We start from the raw sequence: 16460 nt of genomic DNA, 5'->3' as shown, positions 1-16460 counted from the left end.
TTAATGTTTTTTCAACGAGTTTTTAATAACAGTAGTTAAAAAATCAATGGCTACGGAATTCTGTTTCATATTAGGGATAATAAGATCGGCCTCATTTTTAGACGGCTCGATGAATTCCTGGTGCATTGGTTTCAATGTGGTCTGATAACGGTGCAATACTTCGCTCAGATCTCTTCCCCTTTCCTGGGTATCTCTCCTGATCCTCCTGATCAGTCTTTCGTCAGAATCTGCATGAACAAATACCTTCAGATCAAATTCTTTCAGCAATTCTTTGTTGGTCAAAACAAGAATTCCTTCTACTACCAATACGTTTTTAGGTTCTACAGTGACATGATCTCCTGTTCTGGAATGTGTAACAAAGCTGTAAATCGGCTGTTCAATCGGCTCATTGTTTTTTAAAGCTTTTACATGTTTTATCAGTAAGTCAAAGTCTATTGATTTCGGATGGTCGTAGTTCAGAGCTTCTCTTTCCGTCAATGTAAGACCCTGGTTGTCGTGATAATAATTATCCTGAGAGAGGATATTCATTCCCTCAATATCAAGCTGCTGAAGTATCTTATCAACAACTGTAGTTTTGCCGGATCCTGTACCACCGGCAATTCCTATTACAAGCATTGTTTTTTTTGTTTCTTTATAGTTGGTACAAATATACTATTTTAGATAAAATATGACAATGTAAGAGTATTGAGAAATTAAAAGATTAAAGGATTTAAAGATTAAAATACATTCTGAAAACTGACAGGTCTTTATGATTTATTGGTATTACTCAACTTTCTTTTTGGGATTTAATAAAAAAAACCGGCAAATGAATTGCCGGCTTTTTATTTTATACGATTTCGCTTGTTAATTCGCGCGAAATTAATTTTTCATGCATAGGCTTCAGAACATCCATTGAGCCTGTTTTTACGGTACATTTGCCTTTGTAATGAACAAGGATTGTGCATTGCTCAGCCTGTTCCAGCGTATGCTTGCATATTTCGATCAGACAGTCTATCACATAATCAAATGTATGGATATCATCGTTATGCAGTACCAGTTTATAAACTTCATCCGTATCATCCAGAACAAGTACTTCTTCTTCGTACTGACGTTTTGGATTTTCGTAATCTTTTATGCTGTTATAAAAATTCATTTTTATTCTTTTAAACTTCTCCTATTTTGTCTGCCAGATTATCAATCGCATTAGGTTCCTGATAAACAAGTTCCACCAGTTCAACACTCTTGTTATTCATTTTCAGAATTTTAAAGTGATAGTCTGCAAGATCAAACTCCTGGTTTTCTTCAGGGATTTCTTCGAGCTCATAAAGAATAAATCCGGCCAGTGAGTTGTACTCGCTTTCTTCGGAAAGAGGAAGTTTTCTTGGAAGGAATTCATTGATTTCCTCCAAAGGCTGTGTAGCCTGTACCCAATAGGTATTATCCGCTATTTTATCAACAATTTTTTCTTCATCGTCTTCTTCATCCTGAATTTCCCCTACCAGTTCTTCCAGAATATCTTCCAGTGTAATAATTCCTTCAGTTCCACCAAATTCATCAATAACAATGGCGATGTGCTGTTTTTTAAGCTGGAAAGTCTTCAGTAAGTCTGAAACTTTTTTACTTTCCACCACGAAGAAGGCGTCACGCATTAAGTCTTTAAGATCTTCATGATCCAGATCTCCTTTTCTCTTCACAAATTCTCTTATAATTTCTTTTGTGTAGAAAATTCCGATCACATTATCAATAGAATCAATATAAACTGGAATACGAGAGTAACCGCTATCCATTATTTTGTTGATAATATCATTGATATCTTCTTCAAAATCAATAGAGGTAATATTCTGCCTTGGAACCATGATCTGTTTTGCAGAATGATCTGTAAAATCAAATGCATTTTTGATGATCTCATAGTTCTCTTCTTCTATCTCTCCGCTGTCTGCACTTTGCTTTACCAAAAGCTGAAGTTCTTCTGTAGAGTGAATTTCCTGTTCCGAAGCCGGGTGAATTTTCACAAGTCTTAAGAAACCATTTGACATGGAATTCATCAACCAGATAAACGGTTTAAAAATCGTGTAAAAAACTCTCAACGGAACTGCTGTTGCCATTGTAGTGGCTTCAGATTTTCTGATCGCGATTGATTTTGGAATAAGCTCACCGAAAACGATGTGCATGATGGTAATCAATACAAAACTGGTCACCACTGAAATGGTGGTAATCGTTGTTTGTGTCAAGTCTATATTAAACGAATGAAAGAGGCTTTCAACCACGTGGTGCAAGGCGCTTTCTCCCACCCAACCAAGGGCAAGGGATGCTAATGTAATTCCTAATTGTGTAGCGGAAAGATATTCATCAAGATGCTTGATAATATGTTCTGCCTGCTTAGCCATAGAGTTTCCTTCTGCAGCTTTTAGCTGAATTTGAGAGTAACGAACTTTAACAATTGAAAATTCTGCGGCTACGAAGAAGCCATTGAGTAAAACAAGAAATAAGGCCAGCAAAAGCCTGACTATGTCCGAGTCCATTTAGAGATTGTATAAATTTTATTAGGTACAAAGATATGTAAAATAAAAATAACCTGAATCCGGGATAGATTATTTCGATGGAGGAATTTTCGGAACAGAAAGTGACACAATAAAATACCGCTATTTTCAAATAAAAAAAATAATTGGAACAACGACTCGTTTTTCAACAGAAACGATATTTTTAAGCGGTAAATATCCGTTTCAGCCTTCCACAAACATAAAAGCACCGATAAATTCGGTGCTTTTATGGTATAGTAAAATAATTCTTTATGAATTTTTCAAAGCTTCTGCTCCGGAAACAATTTCCAGGATTTCGTTGGTAATTGCAGCCTGTCTTGCTTTGTTGTAGAAGATCACAAGATCATTCTTTAAAGCCTGAGCATTGTCTGTTGCTTTATGCATTGCAGTCATTCTCGCTCCGTGCTCAGATGCTACTGAATCTAAGATCGCTTTGAAAACCTGAGTTTTGATAGACTTTGGAATCAGGTTATCCAGGATTTCAGCTCTGTTAGGTTCAAAGATATAATCCGTTTCAACCTGCGGCTCAGTATTTTCCGGCATTGAGATAGGAAGAAGCTGTTCTGTAGTAACTTCCTGAGTAGCAGCATTAACGAATTTGTTATAGATAACATACACTTCGTCAAATTTACCTTCTCTGAAGCTTGTCATTACCCCTTCAGTGATATGAGCAACTGCATCAAAGTTCAGATTATCATATACAGTACTTCCATTAGTATATACCTTACGGCTTTTTCTCACAGCATCATATACTTTTTTACCTACAGGAAGAACTTCAATCTCGTACTGAGCGTTGTTCTGAAACTGAAGGTTAAGCTCTTTTACGATAGAAGAGTTAAAAGCTCCCGCAAGACCTCTGTTTGAAGTAACAGCGATGAATAGTACTCTTTTAACCTCTCTTTTCTGAGCATATACAGAAATCTGATCAGGATCAGAGCTAGAATTTACATTCTGGATAAGCTCCTGTAATTTTTCAGAATAAGGTCTTAACATCACGATTGCATCCTGTGCTTTTTTAAGTTTCGCTGCGGAAACCATCTTCATAGCACGTGTAATCTGCATCGTAGATGAAATTGACGTAATTCTGCCTCGTATTTCTTTTAAGTTTGCCATTAATTTGGGTTCAAAGTTTAAGGTCTAAAGTTTAAGGTTTAAAACGCTATATTTCAAACCTTAAACATTGAATTTTTTAGTTGTATTTAGAAGCTAAATCGTTAGCTGCCTGCTTAAGAACACCTGTAATATCGTTATCGATTTTTCCAGCTTTGATAGCAGCCATTGTATCCGGGTGCTTAGATCTAAGGAACTCGATGTATTCGTGTTGGAATTCTTTAATCTTGTTCAATGGAACGTTTCTCATTAAGTTTTCTGTTCCGGCATATACGATAGCTACCTGACTTTCTACAGGAAGTGGTGCATTTACCGGCTGCTTAAGGATTTCTACGTTTCTTTCTCCTTTAGAAATTACTGCTAAAGTAGAAGCGTCAAGGTCAGAACCGAACTTAGCAAACGCTTCCAATTCTTTATACTGAGCCTGGTCAAGTTTCAATGTACCAGATACCTTTTTCATTGATTTGATCTGAGCGTTACCTCCTACCCTTGATACAGAGATACCTACGTTGATTGCAGGACGAACCCCTGAGTTGAATAGATCAGACTCCAAGAAGATCTGTCCGTCTGTAATAGAGATTACGTTTGTAGGGATATACGCAGAAACGTCACCAGCCTGAGTTTCGATAATCGGAAGGGCTGTTAATGAACCACCACCTTTTACAATTGGCTTAAGAGACTCCGGCAAATCATTCATTTGCTTAGCAATGTTATCATCAGCGATTACTTTTGCAGCTCTTTCCAATAGTCTTGAGTGAAGGTAGAAAACGTCTCCAGGGTAAGCTTCACGGCCCGGTGGTCTTCTCAATAGTAGAGAAAGCTCACGGTAAGCAACAGCTTGTTTAGATAAATCATCATAAACGATAAGCGCCGGTCTACCAGTGTCTCTGAAGAACTCACCGATAGAAGCTCCTGCCATTGCAGAATACACCTGCATTGGAACTGGATCTGATGCGTTAGCTGCAACGATTACCGTATAAGCTAAAGCTCCTTTATCAGAAAGCGTTTTAACGATTTGTGCTACAGTAGAAGCTTTCTGACCGATAGCAACATATATACAATATACTGGCTGACCAGCATCAAAGAATTCTTTTTGGTTGATGATCGTATCGATAGCAACAGTAGTTTTACCTGTTTGTCTGTCACCAATGATAAGCTCTCTTTGCCCTCTTCCTACAGGAATCATCGCATCAATTGCAACGATACCAGACTGTAAAGGCTCAGTTACCGGCTGTCTGAAGATAACTCCAGGAGCCTTTCTTTCCAATGGCATTTCGTATAAATCCCCAGTAATAGGACCTTTACCATCGATTGGGTTACCAAGAGTATCTACTACTCTTCCTAACATACCTTCTCCTACTTTGATAGAAGAGATTCTGTTTGTTCTTCTTACTGTATCACCTTCTTTTACTAATTTACTTTCACCAAGTAGAGCAACACCCACGTTGTCTTCTTCAAGGTTAAGTACAATACCTTCTACATCACTAGAAAATTTCACCAACTCTCCGTATTGTACGTTTTCTAACCCGTATACACGAGCAATACCATCACCGATGGTTAAAACTGTACCTACTTCCTCAACGTTGGATTGAGTATCGAAGTTGGCCAATTGCTGTTTTAAGATCGCAGATACTTCTGCCGGATTTATTTCTGCCATTGTATGGTTGTTTTTCTTAATTTAATTGGAAATCTTTTTTAACTTGGTTCAGTTTTGTCTTCACAGACGCATCTACCTGCTGGTCACCTACTCTCAGAATATATCCTCCAAGAATTTCAGGCTTAACATTTACTTTCAGATCAAAGTTTGAATCAGCATTTACAAGATTTGTAGATCTTAAAATCTGGTCAAGGTTCTCTTTTGAAAGCGGAGTTGCCGTAGTAAGCGTTACTCTTTGTACACCACTAAGGTCTTCTACTTTGTTGATAAATTCCTGAGCAATATTTTTCAATTGGTTTTCACGTCCGTGCTTAATAACCAATCTGATCAGGTTTTGAGAAGAAACAGATAAACCTTTGAATATTTCGTTTGCTACTTCTATTTTCTTTTTAGAATCGATGTAAGGAGTAAGGAAAAACTTGTTTAAATCTTTAGATTCAGCCATTACCTTTACTACATCTTTCATTTCTGAAAATACAGTAGCCGTTTGCCCAGCTTCGTTGGTGAAGTCAAGTAAACCTTGTGCGTATCTTTTAGCTACTTTAGATGTAAGCATTCTTAGTTAAGGTTTGATTTGTTTAAATAATTTTGAACTAATTCGTTTTGAGCTTCGCTGTTATCTAGCTTTTGCTTCAAGATAGACTCGGCAATGTTTACAGATAAAGTACCAATCTGAGTTTTGATGTCTGCCATTGCAGCATTTTTCTCAGCGTTGATAGTCTGTTTAGCAGCTTCGATCATTTTGTCTCCTTCAGCTTTAGCAGCATCTTTAGCTTCCCCTACGATTCTGTCTTTAATTTCTCTGGCTTCTTTAAGGATCGCGTCTCTTTCGATTTTAGCTTCACGAATGATTCTTTCGTTATCCTCTTTTAAAGTTTCCATTTCTTTTCTAGCTAATTTAGCTTGATTAAGAGCGTCAACAATAGATGTTTCTCTGTCGTCGATTGACTTTAAAATAGGCTTCCAAGCGAATTTACCTAACAAAAACAATAATGCTAGAAAAATAACAGACTGGATAATAAATAGTCCTGATGAAAACTGATGAATTAATTCCATTATATAAATGTATAAATAATTATTACTTTTTTTTAAAAATTAACATTGCTGCAGCCAACCGCTGCAACAATGTTTTTGTTTTGTTTGGCTTATGATGCGAATAACGCAGCAAATGCAACACCTTCAACTAGTGCAGCTGCAATAAGCATAGCAGTTTGGATTTTTCCAGATTGCTCAGGCTGTCTAGCGATAGCTTCAAGAGCAGCAGCTCCGATTTTACCAAGACCGATACCTACACCTAGTACGATAAGACCTGCACCAATAATTCTAGGGATTTCCATAATATATAATTTTAAAAAATTGTTTTAATATTTGTTTAAATTTTCTTTTTAACTTTTAATTAGTGAGCAGCATGATGTTCGTGCTCGTGCTCTTCTACAGCCATTCCGATAAATAAAGCAGATAACATTGTGAAGATATAAGCCTGTAAGAATGCTACCAAAACTTCAAGTAAATAAATTACTAATGTTAAGAATGGGAATGCTACTCCTGCGATCCAGTTTTTAAAGATATAGATAGATCCAATCAAAGTCATTACTACGATGTGACCTGCTGTCATGTTGGCAAAAAGTCGGATCATCAAAGCGAATGGCTTAGTGATAGTTCCTAATAATTCGATTGGCAACATAATGAATTTCATTGGAACCGGAACACCTGGCATCCAGAAGATGTGCTTCCAATAATCTTTGTTAGCTGAGAATGTCGTAATCAGATACGTAAGGATAGCCAAGAAGAACGTCATTGTAATATTACCTGTAACATTAATTCCGAAAGGCATCAATCCAAGAACGTTAAGGAAAAGAATAAAGAAGAATACCGTTAATAAATAACCCATAAATCTCTTATACTTATGTCCGATGTTAGGAAGAGCGATCTCATCTCTTACAAAAATCACTAAAGGCTCTAAGAATCTTGCCGCTCCTGTAGGAACCGCTGACTTCTTATAAGACTTAGCCATTCCAACAAATAACACAAACATGAAAACAGCTACGAAGATGATAACCAATACACTTTTTGTAATAGAAAGATCTAAAACTTTCTCTTGCGTTGGGTGATGATCTTTATCCAGAGTAATTGTTCCCTTTTCATCCGTCTTATAGATTTTCTCATGATGTAATACATAATAAGCTCCATCTACTTCAGTTGGCTCTCCATGCATAAAACCTTCTTTGTTACTCATGAAAGAGTGGAAACCATTATCATAAAAAATAACAGGAAGAGGAAAACCGATATGATGACCATCTTTGTCAACCATCAATGTGAAATCATGAGCATCCAATAAGTGATGATCGATGAACTCTTTGTTTTCTTTAGTTACTTTGTCTTTCTCTGAAAGCTCTTGAGCAGGAGCCTCACCAGTGGTGGCCTCACCATGCTGTGCAGACACTAAGTTTAATACAAAAATACTGTAAAATAAAACTGCGAATTTCTTAAACATTGATAGGTTTTTTTCGTTGTGCAAAAATATGATAATTTTTCTAGTTTCAATAAATAATTTTACTGTTTTTTATCATGATTAATTAACCCGATCGCATAGTATGTAAGCAGTGCTGTCAGGACAAAATAAGGTATGATAAAATGGAATTTGTAGCCTGGAATCACTTCAAAGTTCAGTTTCTTTCTGATTAAATACATTAAACCAAATTTTAAAAGGATCAAACCAATAACAGACAATCCTAAAAATTGAGGCGCTACTCTATTGATTAAGATAACAAGAGTGATCATCATCATAAACATGACACTTAGAAAAAGGTAAAATTTAATGATCACTATCTCATCCAGGTGAAAAACAAATTTCCAAAGGGAAAAATGCACCAGGAAGGCCAAAAAGAATAAAACGACAACAAGAATATTGGGATTAATTTTCATTCTATATTTTAATTGATCGCAAAAATAGACTTTTTCTATCGTATTATACTATGATTTGATATTTATCATTTTTCTTCTTTGTAATAATATTACATGTATATATAATATTACGTGTTCAAACACTTTGGATATCCTAAAAATTCCTTATTTTTGCAAACCTATAATTTACAATAAATATGTTTAATAGTTTACAGGATAAATTAGACAAGGCATTACACAATATTTCCGGTAGAGGAAAAATTACTGAAATCAATGTGGCGGAAACCGTAAAAGAGATCCGTAGAGCATTGGTAGATGCCGACGTTAACTATAAAGTTGCGAAAGATCTTACAAAGAGAGTTCAGGATAAAGCATTAGGAGAAAACGTTCTTACTTCCCTTACTCCGGGACAGCTGATGACGAAAATTGTTCATGATGAACTGGTAGACCTGATGGGAGGTTCTCAGGAAGGAATCAATCTTTCAGGAAAACCTACTGTAATCCTTATTGCCGGTCTTCAGGGATCTGGTAAAACCACTTTCTCTGGAAAGCTTGCTAATTATTTACAGACAAAAAGAAATAAAAAACCATTATTGGTAGCATGTGACGTTTACCGTCCTGCTGCGATTGACCAGCTGAAAGTATTGGGAGGACAGATCAAAGTTCCTGTTTATACTGAAGAAGGCGCTACCAATCCATCTACCATTGCTGAAAACGCGATCAATTTCGCAAAATCAAACGGTCATGATGTTGTGATCGTGGATACAGCAGGTCGTCTAGCTATTGATGAGCAGATGATGAACGAGATCAAATCCGTACATTATTTCATCAAACCGCAGGAGACTCTTTTCGTAGTTGACTCAATGACTGGTCAGGATGCTGTAAATACAGCAAAAGCATTCAACGATGCCTTGAACTTTGACGGAGTTGTTTTAACAAAATTAGATGGTGATACTCGTGGTGGAGCGGCTTTAACAATCCGTTCTGTTGTTGAGAAACCAATTAAGTTCATTTCTACAGGAGAAAAAATGGAAGCTTTGGATCTTTTCTATCCGGAAAGAATGGCGGACAGAATTCTGGGAATGGGAGACGTTGTTTCCTTAGTAGAAAGAGCTCAGGAGCAGTTTGATGAGGAAGAAGCTAAAAAACTTCACAAAAAAATTGCTAAAAACGAGTTTGGTTTTGATGATTTCCTTAAGCAGATCAACCAGATCAAGAAGATGGGTAATATGAAGGATCTGATGGGAATGATTCCTGGGGTTGGAAAAGCGATTAAAGACGTAGAAATCAGTGATGATGCATTCAAACACATTGAAGCCATCATCTATTCTATGACGCCTGAAGAAAGAAGAAGACCTTCTATCATCAATACTCAGAGAAAAGCCAGAATTGCTAAAGGAGCAGGAAGAAAAATCGAAGATGTGAACCAATTGATGAAGCAGTTTGATCAGATGGGTAAAATGATGAAGATGATGCAGGGACCTCAGGGAAAACAAATGATGCAGATGATGAGCAAAATGCCGAATATGCCTGGAATGGGTGGAATGTTTGGAAAATAACAAAAGAACATATTTAAAATATAAAAATCCGACTCAAAATTAGAGTCGGATTTTTGTTTTTCTTATCTTTAAATAAGCTGATTATTTATCAGATTTCTGAGCCTTTCCTTTGATAAAATAAGAGAAACCAACGTTAACCCCGAAAGTTTTAATATTCGTTTTAACATCAGTATTCATAATAGTTTCTTTATTTGAAAACTGATCATAGGAAATACCCAAATTGATTCCTAAAGACTGAGTCGCCATATAAGTTACCCCTCCTTTTACTCCCCACGCCAAACCGTCCGTAGTATTCTCTGTATCCTGCATTAATAAAGGATCAACCCCTTCATTATTGATATTACTATTATAAAAAGAATATTTCGTCTTATTGGATGCATATCCAATACCTGCCCCTAAAAACGGCACAAGCTTGCTGGAATTGGTAAAATAATAAGTAGCTGTAGGCATTACAGAGAACGTAGAATTTGTAGATTTAACACCTTGATATTTAGTAGTAGTATTAAAGTACCCTAAGTCGATACCAACTGCTAATTTATCAATAACAAAATACCCTACAGAAGGTGTAATTGAAAATGAGTTTACTTTAGGTCCGTCAACAGAGTTTCCTCCTACTTTTACCGTAGTTGTAGTGTTGTTAAAACCCATCCCGGTGTTCCCACTGATCACCCAGTCCCCTTTAGTCATTTGAGCATTAGAAAGCCCGAAAAGTGCCACTGCACCTGCTAATAATAGTTTTTTCATGGTTATTATATAAAAAAAATGTTTCCAAAAATACAAAAAAACCCCGAGAAAATCTCAGGGCCCTATTGCTATATGCTTTGTTTATTATTTTGCAAATACATATTTAACTCCGAAAGTTACAGAAGATAAATTCAATCCGAAGTTGTAGTTGTTTGTAGCATCACCATCTTTTGGCTTGTAGTTGCTATAACCGAACTCACCGATAGTAGCTTCGATAGACCAGTTTTTGTTTAAGAAATAATCTAAACCTGGCTTCACAGTAACACCGATTTTAGTGTATTTAGCTTCAGTAGAAGTAGAGTTTGTAACAACTGTATTTCCAGTAGTAGTTACAGTGTTGTCTTCAGTTTCAGTTTTTCCAAACTGCATAGGCACTGCTAATTGTCCGAAGAAATATAACTTGTCAGATAAAGTCCAGTATTTTCTTACGAATGGAGCAACAACAAAAGCTGGAGTTTTAGTTACTTTGTCATTTACGATTGTAGTGTTTGGTAAAGTTGCTGTAGTAGTTACAGTGTTCTTTTCAGTTTGGTAACCAACTCCTAGACCGATTGCTAGGTTAGTGTTTACGAAATATCCAACTGTAGGTAATACGTTGAAGTTTTCTTTTTTAATGTTACCGTTGTTAGTTTCTTCTTGAGAATAACCAACAGATCCTGATAAATATGTAGTTCCTTTAGCAATCTGAGCGTTTGATAAACCAAAAAGTGCAACAGCACCCGCTAATAATATTTTTTTCATTGTAAAAAATTTTAATACTTTCTGAGGGCAAATTTACAGTGGTCCCCAGTAATATTAAAATTTGTTAATGTGATTAATATCATTACTAAAATATAGGGTTTTATAAAAATAAATCCTAGTTAAGAGATGTTATTAAGTTTTTCACAATTTTATGAATAAAAAAATTACTTTTTTTCAACAAGAGCTGAATATATTTAGTTTTTTAAATTTTGTATTTTTTAGCAAAAGCCCATAAATTCTGGTAAAATGCTAAAACCTATTAACTTAATCTGCTTATTGTAAAGCCATTAACTCTTAAAATTTAAACAAATGTTTATTATTTGAGATTTTTTTTCTTTTTTCTGGTTGTCACAGCCCCTTTATAACAAAAGTTCTGATAAAAAATCTGCACAGTCTATATATAATATAATCAAAAAACTCCGGCCTTCGGCCGGAGTTCTCATATGCAATTGCTTTTTCTTATTTCAAAAAGAAATTAAATCCTAAGTTTACAGCTCCTACGTTCCAATTATGTTTGTACCAACCATAATCACGTGTGTTACTGATAGACTGATATCCGATATACAACTCTCCTTTGGACATCTGGTATCCAAATTTAGGCTGTGCATAGAAACCTCCATCTACCCCATCCTTTGTAGAAATACCATATCCAAGGTCTAATCCTACAAAAACAGGAGCTCCTTTAAATTTATATTTCCCGGAAACAGCTACAGGAACGAATCCGAAATCATCAAAGTTATCTTTTCCAAAGAAATGAGAATATCCTGTTGTTACCCCAAGGTCGAAACCTTTGGCAATATTCCACATATAAGCTGCATCCACTCCTAATGTAAATGAAGATACATCACTTGCATCAGATACAGGAACACCAATATGTCCACCCAATTTAAAACCTTCCTGTGCCTGAGCAACACCTCCTAAAAGTGCAAAAGCACCTAGTAATAGTAGTTTTTTCATTTTTTTAAGTTTAAATTTTACCCTGCAAAAATACTAATTATTTTCATCATTAGAATAAAATTGTCTTATAACAGAAAAGCAGGACAAATTTTGTCCTGCTTTTATTATCATTTAAAAGTAAATTTTTCAGAATTAATTTCCTCCGAATTTGAAACCTACACCTACCTGAGCAAAGCTGTTCTTTACTGTACCTCCGCTGTTATCATTGGATAGGTTGGATACTCCTAAGCTGTATCTTGCATCAAAGAAAAGTCCGTTTTCCAGCATATATTCAACCCCTAAGAAAGGGGCAAGATTTAAAGACTTGATATCTTTTTTAATATCTACATCACCGGTATCTCCTTCCATTTCTACGTCAAGGAAATCTGAACCTATCACAGTCTTTTGTTTAGCAGTAAGGATAATTCCTACGTTAAGACCTGCAGCTACAGAGAACCCTTCTGTAATAAAGTATTTTGCAGAAACAGGAACCAAAAGAGTTCCAAAAGTTACTTTAGTTGATTCACCAAAATACATTCCTCCAGCATTTACTCCATCAATTTTCTCCTTGGCTCCAAGTGGTGAATACAAAACTTCTCCCTGAACTGCAAAGTTATCATTGAATTTGTACTCAGCCATTCCACCAATATAGAAAGTATATTTAGGAGACATTTTTCTTCCGTCAAGATCATCTTGCTTATCGTCTAGTTTAATAGTAGACATTGCGAAACCGGCTTTTGGACCAAATCGAAATTCCTGTGCGTTGGCACAAATTCCCATAGCAGCGACTGCTGCAACAAGTAAAAGTTTTTTCATGTTTAGTTAGTTTTACATTTAAGGTGTGCAAAACTAACTATTTTTTTCAAATTAACAAATTTTAACCAACTAATTTAAGGTTAATAAAAGGTTAACAGAAACTTTTACTCATTTTACTAGTCGTTTCTTAGTCTTTTCTCTTCTTCGTTATAAGCAAGGATAATCTTTCTTACCACCGGGTGTCTTACCACATCTTCTTCTGTAAGGTGCACAAATCCTATTTCTTTTACTCCATTTAAAATTCTCATGGCCTCTTTCAGTCCGGACTGCTGGTTTTTCGGAAGGTCAATCTGACTTGGATCTCCCGTGATAATGAACTTGGCATTCATTCCCATTCTGGTAAGAAACATTTTCATCTGAGCATGAGTGGTGTTCTGTGCTTCATCCAAAATCACAAAAGCATCATCCAGTGTACGCCCTCTCATGAAGGCCAATGGTGCTACTTCAATCACTTTCTTCTCCATGAAACCTTCCAGTTTCTCATGGGGAATCATATCACGAAGCGCATCATACAAAGGTTGTAAATACGGATCCAGCTTTTCTTTAAGGTCACCAGGAAGAAATCCCAGACTCTCTCCTGCTTCTACAGCCGGTCTGGTCAGGATAATTCTTTTTACTTCTTTATCTCTCAAAGCTCTTGCTGCCAACGCAACACTGGTATATGTTTTTCCTGTCCCTGCAGGTCCAATGGCGAAAACCATGTCCTTTTTCTCTGTTTCTTTTACCAGCTTTTTAAGATTGGTCGTCTTTGCCTTAATTACTTTGCCGTTGACTCCTTTTACGATAATATCCTGGTCGAATACCAGTTGTTTCTCGTTTTCGTCTTTAATATTCAATATATTTTCAACATCTTTCAGTCCTATTGAATTGTTTTTGGAGATAAAACTGACAATATCATCCAGTTTTTGTTTCAGTATGTCTAAAGCTTCCTGATTTCCCATGGCAAAGATAAAATGATCTCTTCCTGTAATTTTAATGGTTGGAAAGCTTGATTTTATTAAGTTGAAATATTGGTTATTAACTCCATAGAAGATTTTCGCATCGATATCTTCCAAATCATATGTTAATTCAAACATGCAGTATTTTTATTTTTAGATTTTAAAATTAAAGCTTTTTTTCAAATTTATATCAAATTCTTTTCAACAATCTTTCGGGCTTTCTTTTTATTTTAAATAACTTTGCAATACTACACTATTCTATAAATTGCTCATGTCAATTATTACCCTTACTTCGGATTTCGGAAATTTAGATTACAGAGTTGCTGCTGTGAAAGGCAAAATTCTGTCTCTAAACCCTGAGGTTAATATTATTGATATCACCCACGAAATCCAGGCATTCAATCTTATACAGACTTCATATATTGTAAGAAATGCTTATAAATATTTTCCCAAAGGAAGCATTCACATTCTTTCTGTAGACAGTTTTTACAGCAAATCAAGAAAGAATATCCTCTATAAAGCAGACGGATCTTACTTCCTGGCGGCAGACAACGGCCTTTTGAGCCTTATATTTTTTGATATAAAACCGGAAGCCATCTACGAACTTACGCTGAACAATCGTTTTGACGACGTTATCAACTTTACTTCTACGGACATTTTTGTTCCTGCAGCAGTGCATCTTGCCAATGGCGGACTTCCTGAAGTGATAGGAAGAAAAATCAGCACAGCAAAACAGCTGATGTTCCCGCGGGCGGTTTATAATGAATCGGAAGGGATGATTATTGGTGAAGTGACTTATATTGATAATTTCGGAAATATAATATCAAATATCAATAAAGATTTTTTTGAGAACATCAGTAAAGGTTACAACAGTTTTACCATAAAATTCAGAAATTTAAGCCTTTCAAGAATATTTTCCAGCCATACAGAAGTTGTTTCAGACTGGAAAAGGGAGACCGAATTCCACGGACAGTCTGCAGCGATCTTCAATGATAGTCAGTTATTGGAGCTTACCATCTACAAAGGAAGCAAGAAAAACGGTGCTAAAAGCCTGTTTGGACTGAATGTGGGAGAAAATATTTATATCGAATTCAGCTAAGATTATATATTTCTTAAAAAAACCGATTTTTTTTATATATTTGTCAAAATCTAAAAATCAAAAATGGCAGAATACAAATTATTGCTTCCTTCCATGGGAGAAGGTGTTATGGAAGCGACAATTATCACTTGGTTATTCAATGAAGGTGATAACGTAAAGGAGGATGACTCCGTAGTAGAAATTGCAACAGATAAAGTAGATTCAGACGTACCGACACCAGTTTCGGGGAAAATTGTAAAAATTTTAAAGCAAAAAGATGAAGTTGCAAAAGTAGGTGAAGCCATTGCTATTTTAGAAATTGAAGGAGAAGGTACAGCTTCAGAAGAAGTAAAAACTGAAACTCCAACGGCTACTCCGGATGCTGAAACTTTAAAAGCGATTGAAGAGCCATTGCAAACAGTAGCTGTTTCAAACGTAGAATTCTCAGGAGATCTTTATCTGTCTCCACTTGTAAAATCTATCGCACAACAGGAAAAAATTTCTGAAACTGAACTGAAATCTATCAAAGGAAGCGGTTTGGAAGGAAGAATTACCAAAGAAGATATATTAGCTTATGTTGCCAACAGAGGAAGCCAGCCAGCTCAGCAGGCCGCTCCGGTACAGACAGCTTCTGCTCCACAACCGGCAGTATCAGCTCCGGCAGCTACTATTCCGGTAAGTGCAGGTGATGAGATCATTCCAATGGACAGAATGAGAAAAATCATCGCTGAAAACATGGTGAAAGCAAAACAAATTGCCCCACACGTTACTTCTTTCATTGAAACTGACGTTACCAACGTGGTAAAATGGAGAAATAAAAACAAAGCTGTATTCGAAAAACGTGAAGGTGAAAAACTGACTTTCATGCCTATTTTCGTAAAAGCGGTAGTGAAGGCAATCCAGGATTTCCCGATGATCAATGTTTCAGTAAATGGTGAAAACATCATCAAAAAGAAAAACATCAACATCGGTATGGCGACTGCCCTTCCGGACGGAAACCTTATTGTTCCTGTTATCAAAAATGCTGATCAGTTATCTCTTTCAGGTCTTGCAAAAGCAATCAACGATTTAGCTTACAGAGCAAGAAACAAGAAATTGAGACCAGAAGATACTCAAGGGGCTACGTATACAATTTCTAACGTAGGAAGTTTCGGAAACCTTATGGGAACACCGATTATTCCTCAGCCTCAGGTAGCTATTTTAGCCATCGGAGCGATCGTTAAGAAGCCTGCAGTTCTTGAAACAGCTGACGGAGACGTAATCGCAATCAGAAACTTAATGTTCATGTCTCACTCTTATGACCACAGAGTGGTAGACGGTTCTCTGGGAGGAATGATGCTGAAGCACGTTCACGACTACCTGGAAAACTGGGATCTGAACACAGAAATATAAGTAATGAGAATCAGTAATAAGTAATTTTTGCTGATTTTAAATACTAAACCTTCGATGTAATCGGAG

The 16460-nt window shown here is 36.1% G+C and carries 18 protein-coding genes; 3 read left to right on the top strand and 15 right to left on the bottom strand.

The window, feature by feature from the left end:
- From udk to ACLI50_RS02555, 10 genes are all read right to left on the bottom strand, one after another.
- Positions 1–615 (bottom strand): uridine kinase, encoded by a 615-nt coding sequence (udk, locus tag ACLI50_RS02600; RefSeq protein ID WP_002979122.1) that lies wholly within the window; start codon positions 613–615, stop codon positions 1–3.
- A gap of 211 nt (positions 616–826) precedes the next feature.
- Positions 827–1132, bottom strand: a complete 306-nt coding sequence (locus ACLI50_RS02595) for an ATP-dependent Clp protease adaptor ClpS (RefSeq protein WP_099049883.1) — start codon at positions 1130–1132, stop codon at positions 827–829.
- A gap of 10 nt (positions 1133–1142) precedes the next feature.
- Positions 1143–2501, bottom strand: coding sequence for a hemolysin family protein (locus ACLI50_RS02590; RefSeq protein WP_110010266.1), 1359 nt, complete (start codon positions 2499–2501; stop codon positions 1143–1145).
- A gap of 267 nt (positions 2502–2768) precedes the next feature.
- Entirely contained in the window at positions 2769–3632 is an 864-nt protein-coding gene (gene atpG / locus ACLI50_RS02585; RefSeq protein ID WP_110010267.1) for an ATP synthase F1 subunit gamma, read from the bottom strand.
- A 76-nt stretch (positions 3633–3708) separates the two neighbouring features.
- Positions 3709–5286, bottom strand: a complete 1578-nt coding sequence (atpA, locus tag ACLI50_RS02580) for a F0F1 ATP synthase subunit alpha (RefSeq protein WP_110010268.1) — start codon at positions 5284–5286, stop codon at positions 3709–3711.
- A gap of 16 nt (positions 5287–5302) precedes the next feature.
- On the bottom strand, positions 5303–5842 hold the full coding sequence (atpH, locus tag ACLI50_RS02575; protein ID WP_002979112.1) for an ATP synthase F1 subunit delta: 540 nt from the start codon (positions 5840–5842) through the stop codon (positions 5303–5305).
- A gap of 2 nt (positions 5843–5844) precedes the next feature.
- Positions 5845–6342: a F0F1 ATP synthase subunit B gene (locus ACLI50_RS02570; protein WP_110366266.1), complete on the bottom strand. Its 498-nt coding sequence runs from the start codon at positions 6340–6342 to the stop codon at positions 5845–5847.
- An 89-nt stretch (positions 6343–6431) separates the two neighbouring features.
- Entirely contained in the window at positions 6432–6623 is a 192-nt protein-coding gene (atpE, locus tag ACLI50_RS02565; protein WP_027384648.1) for an ATP synthase F0 subunit C, read from the bottom strand.
- 59 nt (positions 6624–6682) lie between these two features.
- Positions 6683–7780 (bottom strand): F0F1 ATP synthase subunit A, encoded by a 1098-nt coding sequence (gene atpB, locus ACLI50_RS02560; RefSeq protein WP_411413089.1) that lies wholly within the window; start codon positions 7778–7780, stop codon positions 6683–6685.
- A gap of 59 nt (positions 7781–7839) precedes the next feature.
- Positions 7840–8211 (bottom strand): hypothetical protein, encoded by a 372-nt coding sequence (locus tag ACLI50_RS02555; protein WP_411413088.1) that lies wholly within the window; start codon positions 8209–8211, stop codon positions 7840–7842.
- Between the two features lie 176 nt (positions 8212–8387).
- Here ACLI50_RS02555 and ffh point away from each other — a divergent pair, with 176 nt between their 5' ends.
- Positions 8388–9749, top strand: a complete 1362-nt coding sequence (gene ffh / locus ACLI50_RS02550; protein ID WP_110010272.1) for a signal recognition particle protein — start codon at positions 8388–8390, stop codon at positions 9747–9749.
- Positions 9750–9830: 81 nt separating this feature from the next.
- Here ffh and ACLI50_RS02545 read toward each other — a convergent pair whose 3' ends face one another.
- The 5 genes from ACLI50_RS02545 to ACLI50_RS02525 all read right to left on the bottom strand — a co-directional run bounded on the left by ACLI50_RS02545 (position 9831) and on the right by ACLI50_RS02525 (position 14062).
- Positions 9831–10493, bottom strand: a complete 663-nt coding sequence (locus ACLI50_RS02545; protein WP_110010273.1) for an OmpW family outer membrane protein — start codon at positions 10491–10493, stop codon at positions 9831–9833.
- A gap of 84 nt (positions 10494–10577) precedes the next feature.
- Positions 10578–11234, bottom strand: coding sequence for an outer membrane beta-barrel protein (locus ACLI50_RS02540; protein WP_110010274.1), 657 nt, complete (start codon positions 11232–11234; stop codon positions 10578–10580).
- Positions 11235–11693: 459 nt separating this feature from the next.
- Positions 11694–12191: a hypothetical protein gene (locus tag ACLI50_RS02535; RefSeq protein WP_110010275.1), complete on the bottom strand. Its 498-nt coding sequence runs from the start codon at positions 12189–12191 to the stop codon at positions 11694–11696.
- A gap of 132 nt (positions 12192–12323) precedes the next feature.
- The gene (locus tag ACLI50_RS02530; protein WP_110010276.1) at positions 12324–12986 is read right to left on the bottom strand and encodes a porin family protein; all 663 of its coding nucleotides are present in this window, start codon (positions 12984–12986) and stop codon (positions 12324–12326) included.
- 116 nt (positions 12987–13102) lie between these two features.
- Complete coding sequence (locus tag ACLI50_RS02525; RefSeq protein ID WP_202840703.1) at positions 13103–14062, bottom strand: PhoH family protein; 960 nt, start codon at positions 14060–14062, stop codon at positions 13103–13105.
- Between the two features lie 133 nt (positions 14063–14195).
- Between ACLI50_RS02525 and ACLI50_RS02520 the strand changes: the two genes are divergently transcribed.
- Both ACLI50_RS02520 and ACLI50_RS02515 read left to right on the top strand, forming a co-directional pair.
- Positions 14196–15023, top strand: coding sequence for an SAM hydrolase/SAM-dependent halogenase family protein (locus ACLI50_RS02520; RefSeq protein WP_062675025.1), 828 nt, complete (start codon positions 14196–14198; stop codon positions 15021–15023).
- A gap of 63 nt (positions 15024–15086) precedes the next feature.
- On the top strand, positions 15087–16394 hold the full coding sequence (locus ACLI50_RS02515) for a dihydrolipoamide acetyltransferase family protein (RefSeq protein ID WP_411413087.1): 1308 nt from the start codon (positions 15087–15089) through the stop codon (positions 16392–16394).
- Positions 16395–16460: the final 66 nt, after the last annotated feature.

The sequence above is a fragment of the Chryseobacterium cupriresistens genome, assembly GCF_046614675.1.
Taxonomy (GTDB): Bacteria; Bacteroidota; Bacteroidia; order Flavobacteriales; family Weeksellaceae; genus Chryseobacterium; species Chryseobacterium cupriresistens.
Note: the sequence above shows the minus strand (reverse complement) of the source record. Positions and strands in the feature narration are given on the sequence as shown.